Origin of the sequence: Sphingomonas sp. (assembly GCF_013816785.1) — a bacterium.
GTDB lineage: Bacteria > Pseudomonadota > Alphaproteobacteria > Sphingomonadales > Sphingomonadaceae > Sphingomicrobium.
The window spans coordinates 19,300-36,105 of record NZ_JACDDV010000019.1; the positions used below are offsets into that span (position 1 = coordinate 19,300).

The 16,806-nt window shown below is 65.5% G+C and carries 16 protein-coding genes; 9 read left to right on the forward strand and 7 right to left on the reverse strand.

Features of this window, described 5'->3' with window-relative positions; translation table 11 throughout:
- The first annotated feature begins 38 nt into the window (after positions 1–38).
- The 3 genes from H0W65_RS05830 to H0W65_RS05840 are packed head-to-tail and all read left to right on the forward strand — an operon-like array spanning position 39 to position 3,605.
- A complete protein-coding gene (locus H0W65_RS05830; protein ID WP_294005103.1) occupies positions 39–1,229 on the forward strand; it encodes a hypothetical protein in 1,191 nt (396 codons plus the stop codon).
- A gap of 44 nt (positions 1,230–1,273) precedes the next feature.
- The gene (locus H0W65_RS05835) at positions 1,274–2,281 is read left to right on the forward strand and encodes a DUF2336 domain-containing protein (RefSeq protein ID WP_294005106.1); all 1,008 of its coding nucleotides are present in this window, start codon (positions 1,274–1,276) and stop codon (positions 2,279–2,281) included.
- Complete coding sequence (locus H0W65_RS05840) at positions 2,274–3,605, forward strand: HAMP domain-containing sensor histidine kinase (RefSeq protein WP_294005109.1); 1,332 nt, start codon at positions 2,274–2,276, stop codon at positions 3,603–3,605. Before H0W65_RS05835 ends, H0W65_RS05840 begins: the two co-directional genes overlap by 8 nt.
- Here H0W65_RS05840 and H0W65_RS05845 read toward each other — a convergent pair.
- Both H0W65_RS05845 and gltX read right to left on the reverse strand, forming a co-directional pair.
- Complete coding sequence (locus H0W65_RS05845) at positions 3,602–4,888, reverse strand: citrate synthase (protein ID WP_294005112.1); 1,287 nt, start codon at positions 4,886–4,888, stop codon at positions 3,602–3,604. The genes H0W65_RS05840 and H0W65_RS05845 overlap by 4 nt on opposite strands.
- Positions 4,885–6,306, reverse strand: coding sequence for a glutamate--tRNA ligase (gene gltX / locus H0W65_RS05850; protein ID WP_294005115.1), 1,422 nt, complete (start codon positions 6,304–6,306; stop codon positions 4,885–4,887). Before gltX ends, H0W65_RS05845 begins: the two co-directional genes overlap by 4 nt.
- A gap of 109 nt (positions 6,307–6,415) precedes the next feature.
- Here gltX and H0W65_RS05855 point away from each other — a divergent pair, with 109 nt between their 5' ends.
- Positions 6,416–8,605 (forward strand): ComEC/Rec2 family competence protein, encoded by a 2,190-nt coding sequence (locus tag H0W65_RS05855; protein WP_294005118.1) that lies wholly within the window; start codon positions 6,416–6,418, stop codon positions 8,603–8,605.
- On the opposite strand, the gene H0W65_RS05860 is transcribed toward H0W65_RS05855, so the two are convergent.
- From H0W65_RS05860 to H0W65_RS05875, 4 genes are read right to left on the reverse strand one after another with little or no spacing between them, the layout of a single operon-like run.
- On the reverse strand, positions 8,487–8,834 hold the full coding sequence (locus H0W65_RS05860; RefSeq protein ID WP_294005121.1) for a VOC family protein: 348 nt from the start codon (positions 8,832–8,834) through the stop codon (positions 8,487–8,489). The genes H0W65_RS05855 and H0W65_RS05860 overlap by 119 nt on opposite strands.
- Position 8,835: 1 nt before the next feature.
- On the reverse strand, positions 8,836–9,480 hold the full coding sequence (lexA, locus tag H0W65_RS05865; RefSeq protein WP_294005124.1) for a transcriptional repressor LexA: 645 nt from the start codon (positions 9,478–9,480) through the stop codon (positions 8,836–8,838).
- Between the two features lie 56 nt (positions 9,481–9,536).
- Positions 9,537–10,124 (reverse strand): aminodeoxychorismate/anthranilate synthase component II, encoded by a 588-nt coding sequence (locus tag H0W65_RS05870; RefSeq protein ID WP_294005128.1) that lies wholly within the window; start codon positions 10,122–10,124, stop codon positions 9,537–9,539.
- Positions 10,121–12,058, reverse strand: a complete 1,938-nt coding sequence (locus tag H0W65_RS05875; protein WP_294005131.1) for a peptidylprolyl isomerase — start codon at positions 12,056–12,058, stop codon at positions 10,121–10,123. Before H0W65_RS05875 ends, H0W65_RS05870 begins: the two co-directional genes overlap by 4 nt.
- A gap of 129 nt (positions 12,059–12,187) precedes the next feature.
- Between H0W65_RS05875 and tpiA the strand changes: the two genes are divergently transcribed.
- The 5 genes from tpiA (at position 12,188) to trxB (ending at position 16,365) form a co-directional block, all read left to right on the forward strand.
- Complete coding sequence (tpiA, locus tag H0W65_RS05880) at positions 12,188–12,928, forward strand: triose-phosphate isomerase (RefSeq protein WP_294005134.1); 741 nt, start codon at positions 12,188–12,190, stop codon at positions 12,926–12,928.
- Between the two features lie 64 nt (positions 12,929–12,992).
- A complete protein-coding gene (secG, locus tag H0W65_RS05885; RefSeq protein WP_294005137.1) occupies positions 12,993–13,343 on the forward strand; it encodes a preprotein translocase subunit SecG in 351 nt (116 codons plus the stop codon).
- A gap of 76 nt (positions 13,344–13,419) precedes the next feature.
- Positions 13,420–15,054, forward strand: coding sequence for a CTP synthase (locus H0W65_RS05890; RefSeq protein WP_294005140.1), 1,635 nt, complete (start codon positions 13,420–13,422; stop codon positions 15,052–15,054).
- An 84-nt stretch (positions 15,055–15,138) separates the two neighbouring features.
- Positions 15,139–15,345 carry a hypothetical protein gene (locus H0W65_RS05895; protein WP_294005143.1) on the forward strand — a complete coding sequence of 69 codons (207 nt, stop codon included), beginning with the start codon at positions 15,139–15,141 and terminating at the stop codon, positions 15,343–15,345.
- 51 nt (positions 15,346–15,396) lie between these two features.
- The gene (gene trxB / locus H0W65_RS05900; protein WP_294005144.1) at positions 15,397–16,365 is read left to right on the forward strand and encodes a thioredoxin-disulfide reductase; all 969 of its coding nucleotides are present in this window, start codon (positions 15,397–15,399) and stop codon (positions 16,363–16,365) included.
- Between the two features lies 1 nt (position 16,366).
- Here the strand turns inward: trxB and H0W65_RS05905 are convergent, their stop codons facing one another.
- Positions 16,367–16,660, reverse strand: coding sequence for an acyl carrier protein (locus H0W65_RS05905; protein ID WP_294005146.1), 294 nt, complete (start codon positions 16,658–16,660; stop codon positions 16,367–16,369).
- Positions 16,661–16,806 lie beyond the last annotated feature (146 nt).

Sequence of the window (16,806 nt, forward strand, 5' to 3'; positions counted from 1 at the left end):
CCGGGCGAGGGGAAGTTCGGCTGCACGCGGGGGATAATATGGCGCTCGGCGCCCTGATTGGTGCTTATCAGGAAGACGATGCGGGCGGGCTTCGCGCGCTGCTGCCACTCGCCGGCCGCACCCTGATCGAATATCAGGCGCGCTGCCTCGCTGCCACCGGCGCGGCACCGGTGGTAATGCTGGTCGAGCGGGTGCCGGTCGCCTTGAACGACGCCATCGAGCGGCTGCGAAGCGAGGGGATCGTGGTGGTTCCGGTCAGCGATGGCGCCGAGGCGGCGACCCGATTCGGGCCCGGCGCGGAGCTGATCCTGCTGGCCGACGGAATAGCCCCTGACATGGGCGACCTGACGATGCTGGTCGAAGAAGCCGACACGGTGGTGATGACCCTCCCCGACCGTGAGGAATTCGCCGATTATGAACGCATCGACGCGAGCCACCGCTGGGCGGGGCTGGCGCGGGTCGATTCGGCGATGCTCGGCGCGACCGCGGCAATGCTCGGCGACTGGGACCTCCAGTCGACCCTGCTCCGCCGCTCGATCCAGGCTGGCGCGCGGCAGCTTCCTTCGGCGGATGGCGACGGACGAGGGCCGTTCATGGCATCGAGCGCGGACGCCATGACGGGGTACGAGCGCCGCCTGCTGGTCGCGTCCCGCACGGCGCGCGAGGATGCGGTCAGCCGCTTTCTGCTGCCGCTGGTCGAGGAAATGGCGACCGAGAGGCTGATGGAAACCGGACTGCGCCCCGCCTGGTTGGTGCAGACCGCCTTGGTGTTGACGCTTGCCGCGGCATTCTGCCTGACGCGAGGATGGAGTTGGGCGGCGATCGCCATGCTCCTCCTGTCGACCCCTCTCGACCTTGTCGCGCAGCGCCTTGCACTGCTTCGGCTGAAGCCGCTCGGCCCGACCATGGCGTCGCGGCGGCTGTTATGGCCCGCGTCGGGGCTGGCGCTGCTCGCGCTCGGCTGGTTTGAAGCGCGGCACGGATCGGGCTGGGGAGCGATGGTCGCAGCGCTCGCTACCGTCGCATTCGGCGAGGCAGCACGGATCGAGCGGGGAACGCGCGATGTGCCAGGCAAGACCTGGTTGTTGTCGCGCCGCAACGCGATCTGGCTGGCGCTGCCGATGGCGATTGGCGGCTGGTGGAGCCTCTACCTTGGCTTCCTTGCTGCGTACGCAGCAGCCAGCTTCTTTCTGGTCCAGCATGTCCGTCACCGCGTCGAACGCGATTGACTGGGCGTTAACCCCGTCTGTTCTATACCGGCGGGATGATGCCCGTGGAATGGCCGCTTGCTGCGCCCGCAGCCGACCGCCCGCTCGACACCGCGCGCCCGCGTGCGGCACGCGAGCGGCTGGCCATCGTGCGCGCTGATTTCTTTCTCGACGAAAGCGGTCGGCTGACCGACGAGGAGCGGTCGCTGATGGCGGCCATGCTGCGCGGCCTGATCAGCGACATTGGTGACGAGATAATTGCGGCGCTGCCGGCCTTTTTGGCGGCCCATGCCGACGCGGGGCGCGACACGCTTTACCGGCAGCTTCGCAACACCGGCCTGGTCGAGCGCGATGGACTGGTCGCGCTCCTCCTTCGCCGGGCCGACGAGCAACAGCTGTCGGCGCGCATGGAACGCGGCGGCGACGCGTTTGTCGCAACCCTTGTCGGTGATGCTGACGCGCCGGTGGCCGACGCGGCCATGGGGCTGACGGTGGCACGCGGCCGACGCCGCGACCGGTTCGGGCGCCTGGGCATCGAATTTGACGACCTTGCCGCGGAAGATGCGGTGGCGCTGGCTTATGCTGTTGCCGGGGTATTGCGGGAGCAGATCGAGGGTGAAGCCGACCAGCTGCTGGCGCTGGCGGCGCAGGCGTTGCTGGTCCGCCACGACGAGGGCAAGCGGCTAGATGCCGCGGTCGCGGCGCTGGCCCGGGCACTCGACGCGGCCGGGCGTAGTGATGACGCCATGTTGGGCCAGATTGCGCAGGCCGGCGACGCCGCGCTGCTCGTCGCGCTGCTTTCCCGGCGGGCCGGGATCGAAGGCGCCGACGGATGGGCATTTTTCAGCGGTGGAGAGGCCATGATGCTGGCTCGGTTGGCCGGTTGCGAGCGGGGTACCGCGGCGCAGATTCTCGCCGCGTTCGACGCGTTGTTCGGCCTTGGCGCGCCCGATCGCGCGATCGAACGGTTCGATGCCCTTGACGACGATCAGGTCACGCGCTGCCGCGGCTGGCTGCGCCTCGACCCTCATTACCGCGCTGCCCGCGACATCCTTGAAGCCCGAAATGGCTAGCGCACCCTCCGACCGTGGGCCGGTCCGCGGGCGCGTCGACGCGGAAGGCCGCTTGGTGTCGGCCGATCCGGATTTGCTGCGCTTGCAGGAAGCCGCGGGATCGAGTCTTGGCGCGCCGTTGGCGCTACCGCAACTTGCCGCCGTCGTGCGCTCGGCGTTCAAGCTGGGCGTCCCCTTGTCGCGCTCGGTGATCGCCGCATCGGCCGATCAGGATTTCGATCTGTGGGTCCGCGCCGAGCCGGATGCCGAGGGCGCGGATTTTTCGATCGAAGGCTGGAAATCGCGCCCGCCCGCACCGCCGCGTCTGACGCTGGTTGGGTCCGAACCTGCCGCGGCCGAAACCGTCGCGGCGCAATCCCATGAATTTACCGTTGATGTCGGATTGAAGATTGCGGCCGTCGACGCTGCGCTAGCCGCGCGCCTTGGTGTGTCGGAAAGCGAGAGCGTGGGTCAGCCGCTGACCCGTTTCTTCATGCTGGTCGACGACGGCGATGGTCAGATGCCGCTGTTAACGGCACTGGGCGGGCGCCAGGATTTCGAGGGTCAGCAGGCCACATTACGGTCAGATCCGAACGTTCGCGTGACCTTGTCGGGCACTGCGAAGCAGGCCGCGACCGGTCGCTTCGAGGGTTTCGAAGGGCACGTCGACTTTGGCGGTGCCGAGGGCCCGGGCGAGGCTCCCGGCCTGTTCGATCCGGCGCTTGACGAGGCGCTCCGGTCGCCGCTCGACCGGATCATCGCCGCCGCCGACCGCATTGTCGATCGCACCGACGGCCCGCTTCGCAGCGAATACGCGGCCTACGCCGGCGATATCTCGGCGGCCGGCCGCCATCTGCTGTCGGTAATTCGGGTCATGACCGAGCAGCCAGGTGGCGATGTTGACCGGATCGACCTCGCCTTGTCCGTCGCCGAGGCTGTCCAGCTGGTCCAAGCGCGCGCCGACGAGCGCGATATCGCCATTGCGGTGGCGGGCGGAGCGTCGCCGATGCCAGCCCATGCCGAGGCCCGCGCCACGGTCCAAATCCTGGTCAATATCATCGGCAACGCGATTCGCCATTCGCCGGAAAAAACCGCGATTTCAATCCATCTTGAGACATCGGGTGGCAAGGCGCGCGTGACCGTCGGTGATCAGGGCCCGGGCATCGACCCGGCCGACCAGCAACGCATCTTCGAACGATACGAGCGGGTCGGCGATGCGCCCGTCGGGACCGGCTTGGGCCTCGCTATCGCCCGCCGATTGGCCAGGTCGATGGGTGGCGATATCGAGCTGCACAGCGCGCGGGGTGAGGGCGCCCGTTTCACGCTCGTGCTGGCGTCTGCCTAGCGCTCCTTGACGGGCACATAGTCGCGCTGCGTCGCGCCGACGTAGAGCTGGCGTGGGCGGCCGATTTTCTGCTCGGGATCGGAAATCATCTCATTCCATTGCGCGACCCACCCGACGGTGCGGGCGATCGCAAACAGCACGGTAAACATTTCGGTCGGAAAGCCGATCGCGTTCAAGATGACGCCCGAATAGAAATCGACGTTGGGATAGAGCTTTTTCTCGATGAAATATTCGTCGTGCAGCGCGATCTGCTCGAGCTCCTGGGCGACGTCGAGCACCGGATCGGAGATGTTGAGTTCCTTGAGCACGGCTTGGGCGGTCGCTTGCATGACCTTCGCGCGCGGGTCGTAATTCTTGTACACCCGATGACCGAAGCCCATCAGGCGGAACGGGTCATTCTTGTCCTTGGCACGGGCGATATATTCGGGGATGCGTTTCACGGTGCCGATTTCGCGCAGCATGTTGAGCGCGGCCTCGTTGGCGCCGCCGTGGGCCGGCCCCCACAGGCAGGCAATGCCGGCGGCGATGCAGGCGAAAGGATTGGCGCCCGACGATCCGGCCAGACGCACGGTCGAGGTCGAGGCATTCTGCTCATGGTCGGCGTGGAGGATGAAAATCCGCTCCATCGCCTTTTCGACGATCGGGTTGATCTCATAAGGTTCGGCCGGGACGCCGAAGGTCAGGCGCAGGAAGTTGCCGGTATAGCTGAGGCCGTTCTGTGGATAGAGAAACGGCTGCCCCACTGAATATTTAAACGCCATTGCCGCCAGCGTCGGCATCTTGGCGATCAGCCGGTGAGAGGCGATCAGACGCTGCTGCGGATCGGTGATGTCGGTCGAATCATGATAGAATGCGGAAAGCGCCCCGACCACGCCGCACATGATCGCCATCGGGTGAGCGTCGCGGCGAAACCCTCGATAAAAGGTCGCCAGCTGCTCGTGGACCATCGTGTGGCGGGTGATTGTGTAACTGAACTCGTCGAGCTCCTTTTGCTTGGGCAGATCGCCGTGAAGCAACAAATAGGCAACTTCCATGAAGTTCGATTTTTCGGCCAGCTGGTCGATCGGAAAGCCACGGTGCAGCAAGATGCCCTGATCGCCGTCGATATAGGTGATCGCGCTTTGGCACGACGCGGTCGAGGTGAAGCCGGGGTCGTAGGTAAACATCCCCGTATCACCGTAGAATTTGCGGATATCGACGACATCGGGGCCGACTGAGCCGTTGAGCAACGGATAGGTGAAATCGCCGCTTGTCGTCTTCAGGGAGGCGGTTTTGTCGGTCATCCATTCGGCTCCAGCGTTTGATCGGCGATGCGCGCCAGGCTCTCGTCTTTTCCAAGCAGGACAAGGACGTCGAAGATACCCGGCGAGGTCGCCTTGCCCGTCAGCGCCGCGCGTAGCGGCTGAGCCAGTTTTCCTAGCTTAAGTCCATTATCCTCGGCAACCTCCCGCACTGCAGCATCAAGGTCGTCGTGCGTCCAACTCACGAGCGATGACAGGGCTGCAAGGGCGAGAGCCAGTAGGCCGCGGGCTTCATCGGTCAGCGAGGTAGCGGCCTTGTCGTCGATAACCAGCGGTCGCGCGGCGAACAGAAATTGCGCCCCCTCGGCCAACTGGTTGAGATCGTGCGCGCGCGCCTTCAGTTCGGGCATCGCGCGGACGAGCAGGTCGCGCGCCGCCTCATCGATGTTCAGCTTTGGAGCGATCAGCGCCGCTAGCCGTCCGTCATCGCCCTCGCGCATATAATGGCCGTTCAGGTTTTCGAGCTTCTTGAGGTCGAAGCGCGACGGGCTTTTGCCGACATGATCTAGGTCGAACCACTCGATCGCCTGCTCGCGGCTGATAATCTCGTCATCGCCATGGCCCCAGCCGAGCCGTAGAAGATAGTTGAACAGCGCTTCGGGCAGGATGCCGAGGTCGTCGCGATAGGTATCGACGCCGAGCGCGCCGTGGCGCTTGCTGAGCTTCGCCCCATCGGCCCCATGGATCAGCGGGATGTGGGCGTAAGTCGGCTCCGCCCAACCCATCGCCCGGACGATCGCCAGCTGGCGGAACGCATTGTTCAGATGGTCGTCGCCGCGGATGACATGGGTCACGCCCATGTCATGATCGTCGACCACTACCGCCAGCATGTAGGTCGGCGTGCGGTCGGACCTCAGCAGGACGAAATCGTCGATCTCGGCATTAGCGACTGTAACTGGGCCCTGGACCAAGTCGTGAAGGGCCGTTTCACCTTCGGTGGGCGTCTTGATGCGGACTACATGCGGTTTGCCGGCCTCCGTATCGCCCGGCTGGCGGTCGCGCCATTCGCTTTCGAGGCGGAATGGGCGGCGCCCGGCCTGCGCCTGCTCGCGCCGCGTGGTTAGTTCCTCGGGTGTCAAATAGCAGCGATAGGCGTGGCCGGCGTCAAGCAGCGCCTCGACCATCTCGCGATGCCGGGCGGAGCGCGCGAATTGGAACACCGGCTCGCCATCGCCTTCGAGACCGAGCCAGCTCAGCCCGTCGAGGATGGCGTCGATCGCCGGCTGGGTCGAGCGGGCGCGGTCGGTGTCCTCGATGCGCAGGTGATATTGGCCGGCGTGGTGGCGCGCGAACAACCAGTTGAACAGCGCGGTCCTCGCTCCGCCAATATGGAGATAGCCGGTCGGCGACGGGGCGAAGCGCGTCACGACCCCCGATATTTGGCTGTTTCCGCTGGTCACTTTTTCTCGCTTGCGCTCCGGCGCGCTTTCCTTTTGTCTGCGCGGGCCGATGGACTGGACGAGCGCCCCTATCATAGAGGATGCGCCGGCGGAACCGGCGCGTGGACAGTTGTCGGTTGCGTTCCTGATCGCGTTCCGGGCACGCGTCGAGGCCCGGCTAGACGCCGAGCGCGCCCAGCTTCCTTTATGGTTCGTCATCGCTTTCGGGGCCGGGATCGCGGGATGGCTGTGGCTACCCGGCCCGCATCAATGGTCCGCGTTCATCGCCTTTGCGCTGGCACTGGCGTCGGCCGGGTTGACCGAGGGCCGCGGACGGCTTGCGCGATCGCTGTTTTGGGGCGGTATGGCGCTGGCTGTCGGCTGCGGCCTTATCTGGTGGCGCAGTGATCGTCTCGCCGCGCCAAGGCTCGATCGGCCGCAAGTTGTCCAGATCGAAGCGCGAGTCGAGGCGCTCGAACCGCGTGCCGCCAAAGGCGATATACGGCTGACGTTGGCGCCCGCCGGCGAGGCGCTTCCGCCCCGCATCCGCGTCACCATTCCCGAGGATGTGGCGCCGCCCGGGCTGGGGCAGGGCGCGACGATTCGGGTCCGCGCCCGCCTTCAACCACCACCGCTGATGGCGCTGCCTGGCGGCCACGACTTTGCGCGCGACGCGTGGTTTCGGAAGATTGGCGCAGTCGGGCGCTCGCTCGGACCGGTCGAGGTCATTTCGCCATCGCGCGGCGGTGGACTGGATGCGCTCCGCGACCGATTGGGAAAGCATATCCGCAGTCGACTTCCCGGTCCCAGCGGGGCTATCGCCACCGCGCTTGCGACGGGCGATCAATCCCCGGTCGGCGAGGAGGATGCGGATGCGATGCGCCGCTCTGGGCTCGCCCACCTGCTGTCGGTCAGCGGTCTGCATATCGCCGCGGTGATCGGCGCAGTTATGTTCCTGGCCCTTCGCGTGCTGGCGCTGAGCGAGCGGCTCGCGCTGCGGTTCAACCTGGTGCTGGTCGCGGCCGGAGCGGGAGCGCTCGTCGGAATTGGCTACACGCTGCTGACCGGCATGCAGGTGCCCACGGTGCGCTCGTGCATCGCCGCGCTGCTGGTCCTTGGCGGGCTGGCGCTAGGGCGAGAGGCGATCAGCCTGCGCCTGGTCGCGGTCGGCGCGCTGGTGGTGATGATCTTTTGCCCCGAAGCCATCGCTGGTGCCAGCTTCCAGCTGAGCTTCGCCGCGGTGACCGCGATCATTGCGCTTCACAAATGGCGGCCGGTGCACGACACACTCGCCGCTCGCGACGAAATCCTGCCAGCGCGATTCGTGCGAAGCCTCGCCGGACTGCTCGTCACCGGCTTGGTCGTCGAAATCGCGCTGATGCCGTTCGCGCTCTATCATTTCCACCGGGCGGGGCTGTTCGGCGTGCTCGCCAACATGATCGCTGTCCCGCTGACGACGTTCATCATCATGCCGCTTGAGGGCGGCGCATTGCTGCTCGACTCGGTCGGGGCGGGCGCGCCCTTATGGGCCGCGACCGGTTGGTCGATCGACCTGATGCTCGCCATCGCCCACCACGTCGGATCGGCTAAGGGTGCGGTGGCGATGCTGCCAACGATGCCCATTTGGGCATTTGCCTCCATGGTTCTCGGCGGCCTGTGGCTGTGCTTGTGGCGATCGCGGCTCAGTCGCTGGGGAATGGTGCCGATCGTCCTGGGAGCCTCGGGAGCGGCGCTGGCGCCGTCACCCGACCTGCTCGTTACCGGCGACGGCCGCCATCTTGCGTTGGTGCGCGAAGACGGGGTTCCGCTTCTTCTGCGCAGCCGCAGCGGCGATTTCGTCCGCGACCTGATGAGCGAGGCGGCGGCTTACGACGGCGATCCGCTCAACCTCGACGAACAACGCTTCGCCCGCTGCACCAGGGACGCCTGCCTGGTCGATATCCTCCGCGACGGACACGCTTGGCGCCTGCTAGCGATCCGCAGCAAGGATCGCATCGATTGGGCGCAGCTGACTCAGGCATGCGCCGATGCCGACATCGTCGTCGCCGAGCGCCGTCTGCCGCGCAGCTGCAAACCACGCTGGCTCAAGCTTGACCGCGCCTATCTCGAGCGCAGCGGCGGCTTGGCCATCTATCTTGGCGAAAGTCCGAATGTCGTAAGCGTTGCCGAGCAGGTACGCGATCACCCTTGGGCCGGCGCGCCTATTCCTCGCCGGCCTTTTGCCACACCGCGAGCTCGCTTCCCGACGGATCGACGAAGTGGAACCGACGCCCGCCTGGAAACGCAAAGATCGCCCGGGCAATCACCCCGCCAGCCTTGATCACCGCATCGAATGCGGCCTCGACGTCATTGACGCGGATCACTGGCAACGGCGCCGACAGTGCGTCGGCCGGCTGACCGTTCAATCCGACATCGACATCGCCATTGGTCGTTGCCGCATAGTCCGGTCCATAATCGGCGAAATCCCAGTCGAATGCCTTGGCGTAAAAGCCGCGCGTCAACTCATGCGCCGTCACGCTCGGCAATTCGACATAATCGATTCGGGCCATTTCAATAGCGCCGGATCAGGCCCGCCAGCCGGCCCTGGATGGTGATTTGCTCGGGGCGATAACGCTGCGCTTGATAATGGCGGTTGGCCGGGTCGAGGCGGACCATCGACCCTTCGCGGCGAAAGGTCTTCAGGGTCGCTTCGGCCTCATCGATCAACGCGACGACAATTTCCCCGTCGCGAGCCGTGTCGACGCGCCGGATGAGGGCGAAATCGCCGTCCAAAATACCTTCCTCGACCATTGAATCGCCTGACACCTCGAGCGCGTAATGCTCGCCCGGCCCAAGCAGCGCTGCCGGTACCGCGAAACCCTCGGTCCCCTGCAGCGCCTCGACCGGCGTGCCGGCGGCAATGCGCCCGTGCATGGGAATTTCGATCGTGTCATTGGCGGGTGCCGCGGCGATCGACGGTGGCGCGGGCATGGACGCCCCGATCTCCGGCATTCGCACAACCTCCAGCGCTCGCGCCCGGTTGGGCAGGCGGCGAATGAACTGCCGCTCCTCGAGCGCGCCTATCAGCCGATGGACTCCCGATTTCGACTTCAAATCGAGCGCCTCGCGCATTTCGTCGAAACTCGGGCTGACGCCCGTTGCCGACAGTCGTTCGTGGATGAAGTTGAGCAATTCATGCTGCTTCGAGGTGAGCATCGGCGTCTCCCGTTTCGGAACGAACGGTGAACGTGTAGGAAACGAAACGGCGCTCGTCAAGCGTCGTGGACGCAGATCGCCAAAAAGGCGGCCAGCAGCGCATGCCCGTGCTCGGATGCGACGCTCTCCGGATGGAACTGAACGCCGTGGACCGGCGCCTCGGCATGCCGTACCGACATCACCGTACCGTCCGCGCTCCAGGCATTGGCCAGCAGCGGTGCGCGCGGGTCAGGAACGTCGAGCGAATGATAACGAGTCGCGCCGAACGGCGATGGCAGCTTCTCGAACAGCCCGGTCCCATCGTGTTTGATGCTGGCGACCTTGCCGTGGACCGGCGCGGTGCGGTCAACCCGCGAACCGCACGCCAGGGCAATGGCCTGTTGCCCAAGGCACACGCCGAGCATGGGATGGCGTCGTTCGATGCAGGCGGCAGCGAGCGCAACCGAGATGCCAGCTTCCTCAGGCCGTCCCGGCCCCGGCGAGACCAGTACGCCGTCGCGCCCGGCTGATAATGCGTCATCTACGTCGATGGCATCGTTGCGTTCGACAAGGACATCGGCGCCCAGCGACTTCAGATAATCGACCAGCATGAAGGTAAAGCTGTCGATATTGTCGAGCACAAGGACGACCGGCGCGCAGCTCAATTGCCCGAGCCGGTAATCCGCTGCTTGGCCGAGGCGATCGCCTTGTCGTTGCGCTTGACGCCTTGCTCCGCCTTCATCGCGGCGAGGAGTTCGGCAGCGATTTCCTCGGAGGCGGTCTGCTGAAAGGCGGCCTGAGTCTGGGCGATCAGTGCTGGGTTGGACAACGCATTGCCCGGCGTGACTCGATTGACCTTGACGATGAAGAAGCCGCGGCCGCCCGGATCGGCGATCATCCGGCTTTTACCGCGAAGTAGGGTGAACAGCATCTTCAGCGGCGCGGCGGCATCGGCGTTGGCCTGCGAGATCTGGATGCGGCGTGCAATAACGGGCTGCGCCGGGGGGAGGGCGACGGCGGATTCGCTGACCGCCTTGGCGAAATCGCTCCCGCCGGCAACCTTGGCGGCAATCTGCGAGGCGACGGCGCGGGCGCGGTCGGACGCCTTGCGGTGAATCCAGTCGTCGCGCACCTTGTCGCGAATGTCGATCAGCGGGGCAGGAGCGGCTTCGGCTATCCGGTCGACCGCAACCAGCGCGTAGCCGGCTTGATTGGGCAAGGTGACGACTTCAGGGTCATCGCCAGCTGCCTGCGCGAAGCCGGTCTTCAGGGCCGGGGCGAGATCGGGCGGTAGCTTGAAGCCGGGAGCACCGCGGGCCGTCCCGGCGCCGGTGATCGGCGGGGTGATGATGACCGGCAGTTTGGCAGCGGCGATGACTTCGGCATAGCTCGACCCGCCGTCGATCATGTCCTCCACCTTGGTCACCAGGTCGGTCAGCGCCCCCTTGCGTTTGTCGGCGCCGAGCTTGGTAAGAATCTCGGCCCGGGCCTGGTCGAGCGTGCGGCCCGAGGCGCCCTTGATGTCGTCGATGCGGATCACGTGCCAGCCAAGGTCTGAGCGTAGCGGTCCGACGATCGCGCCTTTCGCAGCGGCAAAGGCGGCATTGGCCACTGCATCGCCGGCAAGTTGCCCAAACTCGGCCTTGGATTGCGGCCCGACGCTGACATCTTCCGCGCTAAGCCCGGCGGGCGCGGCGGCGGCGGCGAAGGCGGCCCCGCCGCGGGCGCGCGCCACGATTCCATCGGCGGCGGCTTCGTCCTTGACCACAGCCTGACTGATCACGCGCTGCTCGCTACCGCCGTAGGTCGCCTGGTTGGCGCGGTAATAAGCGGCGACTTCGGCATCGGTCGGGACGACCCCCGCTACCGTCTCCGGCGTGATCCGAGCAATCTTCAATATGCGCTGTTCGGGCACGATGTAGCGCTGGCGGTTCTGCACGTAGAAGGATTGAAGGTCGCCGTCGGTCGGAGTCAACCCGGCGCGAAAGGCGTCGACCGGGACCAGCGCCAGCTGTCCCTCGCGCTGCTCGAGCAGCATCGAGGCATAGGGTCGCGCAACTCCGATCGGCACACGCGAATCCACCGCCGCTGGAGCAAGGATGAGCCGTTGGGTCAACGCAACCCCGAGCAGGCGGCGAAGGTCGGCATCGGTCATTTGCTGTTGCTGCAGAAACGCCGCGTAGGCCTGGTCGCTGAACTTGCCGTCGAAGCCGCGGGTCTGCGGCAGGTTGGCGATCTCGGCATCGACCAGCCGTTTCGACAGGGTAAATCCATGGTCGGCGGCGAAGGCCAGCATCGCCCGCTCGTCGATCAGCTGGTCGAGCACAGCGCCGAAGTCGCCGGCCAGGCTGGCATAGGTCGCTTCGGGGTTTTGCGCCTGCGCCTGGGTCAGCACCCGCCGCATCGCTGCGGTCAAGTCGCGGTCGGTGACCTTTTCATCTCCGACCGAGGCAAGCGTGTCGCTGCTCTGCCCGAACCCGCCCATGCTCGATCCGCTGATGTCGGCCAGCGCGAACGAGGCGAGAATGGCGAGCAGGAACATGACCAGGATGGAAGTCCCGATGGCCGATTTGGACAGGCGGCGGAAAAAAGCGAACATGGAGCGGCACATCTCGATCGAAGAGCGGAGGAAGCGCTGCTTTAGGAGCGGACAGCCCAAGGTTCAACGCCTTGGCGCGAGGGCGCGCGATTGCTAGGCGCGGATCGGACAACAAGGGAGAGGGCAGCGATGGCGCGGCGCAAGCTAGTGGCGGGAAACTGGAAGATGAACGGGCTGGCCACCGACCTGGCCGAAGTGGCGGCGATTGTTGCCGCGGCTCGCGATGTTGCCACCGATGTTGCCTTGTGCCTTCCGGCGACGCTGATCGAGCGAGCGGCTAGCGCCGTTCCCGGCTTCACGGTGGGCGGGCAGGACGTCCATGCGGCCGACAAGGGCGCGCATACCGGCTGCGTCTCGGCCGTGATGCTACTCGACGCTGGCGCGCGCCTGACCATCGTTGGCCACAGCGAGCGGCGCTTGGGCCAAGGCGAGGGCGACGCCGACATCAAGGCCAAGGCCGAGGCCGCGCTCGCCGCCGGGCTCGACGTCATCCTGTGCGTTGGCGAAAGCGATGCGGAGCGCGAGGCGGGACGAGCGGTTGCCACGGTTTGCGCCCAACTCGATGCGTCGCTTCCATCGTGCGATGGTGTAAATCTGGCTGTCGCCTATGAGCCGATCTGGGCGATCGGCACCGGCAAGATCCCCTCGATCGACGACATCGGTGAAATGCACGCCGCTCTGCGCGGCCGGTTGGTCGCGGCCTATGGCGAAGCGGGCGACGCGGTTCGCTTGCTTTACGGTGGCTCGGTCAAACCGTCGAACGCTGCCGAGATTTTCGCGGTGCCCGATGTCGATGGCGCGCTAGTCGGCGGAGCCAGCCTCAAAGCCGCCGATTTTCTCCCGATCGTCGAGGCGGCCGCTTCGCGTTGAACATTGCCACCCGCGCCGCTATCTGACGCGCGACATTTCATTTTTCTGACAGGCTGCTTCCCTCATGTTCACCTTCCTGCTGATCGTCCAGACGCTGGTTGCCGCTTCCCTCGTTGCGGTGATCCTGATGCAGCGCTCGGAAGGCGGCGGGCTGGGCGTCGGCGGATCGTCGGCGGGGCTTATGACGGCCCGCGGCGCGGCCGATTTTCTGACTCGCGCGACCTCGATTCTCGGTGGTTTGTTTATCGTTCTGTCGATTCTGCTCGCCGCGGTCGCCGGGGTCAGCCGCGAATCGACCAAGGTCGACACCACGCTCGCTAAGGAACAGCCGTTCAAGCCGACCAGTCAGACACCGACTGTGCCGGCCGCACCCGCCGGCAATGAAGCCGAGCCGGCGGTGCCGCTCGCGCAATAGTTTCACGATTTTTTTCGGCAGGATTTGATTCGCGCGCTTGCCAGCAGGCGGCGGCAGTCACTAAGGCTCGTCTCCCATGGCGCGGTATATTTTCATCACCGGCGGCGTGGTCTCTTCGCTTGGCAAAGGTCTGTTGGCTGCCTCGTTGGGGGCGCTCCTCCAGGCGCGGGGCTATTCGGTCCGTATTCGCAAGTTCGATCCCTACCTGAACGTCGATCCGGGAACGATGTCGCCCTATCAACATGGCGAGGTCTACGTCACCGATGACGGAGCCGAAACCGACCTCGATCTCGGCCATTACGAGCGGTTCACCGGCGTCTCCGCCCGGCAGAGCGACAACGTCACCTCGGGCCGCATTTATCGCGACATCATCGCGCGGGAGCGGCGCGGCGACTATCTCGGCGCGACGGTTCAAGTGATCCCCCACGTCACCAACGCGATCAAGGAATTCGCGCTGGCCGACACCGACGCGCTAGATTTCGTCATCTGTGAGATCGGCGGGACCGTCGGCGACATCGAAAGCCTGCCGTTCGTCGAGGCGATCCGGCAGCTCAAGAACGATCTCGGCCGCGGCCAGTCGGTGTTTGTCCATACGACGCTGGTGCCCTATCTCGCTGCCGCCGGCGAGCTTAAGACCAAGCCGACCCAGCACAGCGTGCGCGAACTGACCAGCTACGGCATTCAGCCCGACATATTGCTGTGCCGCGCCGAGCGCGAAATTCCCCAGAGCGACCGGGCCAAGATCGCGCTGTTCTGCAACGTCCCCGTGTCGGCGGTGATCCAGGCGTTGGACGCCCGCTCGATCTACGACGTGCCGCTGCAATATCACGCGGAAGGGCTCGACGACGAAGTGCTGCGCGTGTTCGGCATCGAGGGGGCGCCCGATCCGGATCTTGCCCGCTGGGCGGACATCATGGACCGCGTTGATCATCCCGAGGGCGAGGTGACGATCGGCGTGGTGGGCAAATATATCGGGCTGCCGGACGCCTACAAAAGCTTGCGCGAGGCACTTGTGCACGGTGGCATCGCCAACCGGGTGAAAGTCCACATCCGTTGGCTTGACGCCGAGCTATTCGAAAAGGACGATGCCGACCTTGCCGCCGAATTGGAGCCGCTGCACGGCATCCTTGTCCCGGGAGGCTTCGGCGAGCGTGGCAGCGAGGGCAAGATCGCCAGTGTTCGCTTTGCGCGCGAGCGTGCGGTGCCGTTTTTCGGCATTTGCCTCGGCATGCAGATGGCGTGCATCGAGGGGGCGCGGAACATCGCCGGCATCGCTACCGCCTCGACCACCGAGTTTGGCGCCACCGCCGAGCCGGTGGTCGGCCTGATCACCGAATGGATGAGCGAGGAGGGGTTGCAGAAGCGCTCCGCCGACACCGACATGGGCGGGACGATGCGGCTCGGAGCCTATCCGGCGACCCTCAAGGGCAACAGCCATGTCGCGACTATCTACGGCAAGACCGAGATCAGCGAGCGCCACCGCCACCGCTACGAGGTCAATGCCCATTACCGCGACTCGCTCGAAAAGGGCGGGCTCGTCTTTTCCGGCCTTTCGCCCGACGGCGAGCTGCCCGAGATCGTCGAGCGGCCCGACCATCCTTGGTTCATCGGCGTCCAGTTCCACCCCGAGTTGAAGAGCCGCCCGTTCGACCCGCATCCGCTGTTCGCTGGCTTCGTCGCTGCCGCGGTCAAGCAGTCGAGACTGTTCTAACCTGCCGGGGCAGGTTGAAGGCTCGACAGACTGTCTGACCCGGATTCATTTGCCGTTCATCCAGGAGATCGTTACGTCGGCGGCATGCAGGGGAAGTTGATCATCTCATTGATCGCGTTGGTGGGGCTTGCCGCGCCCGCGGTGGCCAATGAACCGCCGCGTCGCCCCGCCTGCTCAAAGCCCGATCCGCGCCCGCCGCAGGTGCAACCCAAGCCGCGCAAGACCGAGGCGTGTCGGATGCCCAAGGCAATTCCGCCGGTGGTCGATCCGACCCCAATGTTCCTGCTCTAGGTCGCGCCCACTCTTCTTGCCGCCCGTGCCCAGCGACCCTAAGTGCCGCCCATGACCAACATCGTTTCGACCCGCCTGCTTGTCCTCGGCTCCGGCCCCGCCGGCCTCACCGCCGCCATCTACGCTGCGCGCGCCGGCCTGTCGCCGGTCGTGATCCAGGGCATTCAGCCCGGTGGGCAGCTGACCACAACCACCGACGTCGAAAATTACCCCGGCTTCCGCGACGTCATCCAAGGTCCCTGGCTGATGGAGGAGATGCAAGCGCAGGCCGAGCATGTCGGGACCAAGTTCATTTGGGACCATATCGCCGACGTCGACGTGTCGCGTCGCCCGTTTGTGCTGAAGGGCGACGGAGGCGCCGAATATCATGCCGACACGTTGGTCATCGCCACCGGCGCTCAGGCCAAATGGCTCGGCCTGCCGTCGGAAGAGCATATGAAAGGCAGGGGCGCCTCGGCTTGCGCGACCTGCGACGGATTTTTCTATCGCGGCAAGAAAGTCGCGGTGATCGGCGGCGGCAATACCGCGGTTGAGGAAGCGCTCTACCTAACCAACCACAGCCACGACGTGACGCTGATCCACCGCCGCGATACCTTTCGCGCCGAGAAAATTCTCCAGGACCGGCTGTTCGCGCATCAGAACATCAAGGTCATCTGGGACAGCGAGGTCGCCGAGTTTGTTGGCGGCGGCATGCCCGAGGCGCTGGTTGGATTGGACGTGCGCAACGTCAAGACCGGCGCGATCACGCGGATCGACGTCGACGGCGCTTTCGTCGCCATCGGACACAAGCCCGCGACCGAGCTGTTCCAGGGCAAACTCGAGCTCGATTCGGACGGCTATATCGGAGTCGAGACCGGCACCACCCGCACCTCAATCCCGGGCGTGTTCGCCTGTGGCGATGTCATGGACAAAATCTACCGCCAGGCGGTAACCGCCGCCGGAACGGGCTGCATGGCGTCGCTCGACGCCGAAAAATTTCTCGCCGAGGAAGAATTCGAGGCGCTTCAAGCCGCCCAGTAAATTATCGCAGCGCCATCTTCCGCGCAAACGCCAGCAACCGCCCGAAACTCATTAAATCCTCAGCCTCGACGTCGTCATCCTCAATTAGTACGCCGAGCCGCTCCTCGATCCCGGTCAGCAGAGTCGCGACTGCCATCGAATCTAGCTCGGGCAGCGCGCCGAACAGCTCGGTCATCTCCCCGAACCCTGCGACCCTCGTCGTCGACAGGCCGAGCGTGTCGACTAGCAACGCGCGTAGCGTCGCCTCAACCTCTTCGGCGTCCCGTGTTGCCACGCTGAGCTTCCCCTGCTTCATCGGAGTGCGCCCGTAAGCACTGCCTTGGAGGGAGGCAAGCTTTGCACCCCCGGACGACCATCGCTAGGCCCGACGGCGTGAGGCTGGATCCGACGCCCTATCCACTCGACCATTTGACCCTGCGCGGCGCGTGGGACGATCCGGCG

Coding starts and splice junctions, on each gene's coding strand:
- H0W65_RS05905 (WP_294005146.1), bottom strand. CDS start 16,660: ATGAAGCAGGGGAAGCTCAGCGTGGCAACACGGGACGCCGAAGAGGTT.
- H0W65_RS05860 (WP_294005121.1), bottom strand. CDS start 8,834: ATGGCCCGAATCGATTATGTCGAATTGCCGAGCGTGACGGCGCATGAG.
- secG (WP_294005137.1), top strand. CDS start 12,993: ATGTTCACCTTCCTGCTGATCGTCCAGACGCTGGTTGCCGCTTCCCTC.
- trxB (WP_294005144.1), top strand. CDS start 15,397: ATGACCAACATCGTTTCGACCCGCCTGCTTGTCCTCGGCTCCGGCCCC.
- tpiA (WP_294005134.1), top strand. CDS start 12,188: ATGGCGCGGCGCAAGCTAGTGGCGGGAAACTGGAAGATGAACGGGCTG.
- H0W65_RS05875 (WP_294005131.1), bottom strand. CDS start 12,058: ATGTTCGCTTTTTTCCGCCGCCTGTCCAAATCGGCCATCGGGACTTCC.
- H0W65_RS05895 (WP_294005143.1), top strand. CDS start 15,139: ATGCAGGGGAAGTTGATCATCTCATTGATCGCGTTGGTGGGGCTTGCC.
- lexA (WP_294005124.1), bottom strand. CDS start 9,480: ATGCTCACCTCGAAGCAGCATGAATTGCTCAACTTCATCCACGAACGA.
- H0W65_RS05840 (WP_294005109.1), top strand. CDS start 2,274: ATGGCTAGCGCACCCTCCGACCGTGGGCCGGTCCGCGGGCGCGTCGAC.
- H0W65_RS05845 (WP_294005112.1), bottom strand. CDS start 4,888: ATGACCGACAAAACCGCCTCCCTGAAGACGACAAGCGGCGATTTCACC.
- H0W65_RS05830 (WP_294005103.1), top strand. CDS start 39: ATGGCGCTCGGCGCCCTGATTGGTGCTTATCAGGAAGACGATGCGGGC.
- H0W65_RS05890 (WP_294005140.1), top strand. CDS start 13,420: ATGGCGCGGTATATTTTCATCACCGGCGGCGTGGTCTCTTCGCTTGGC.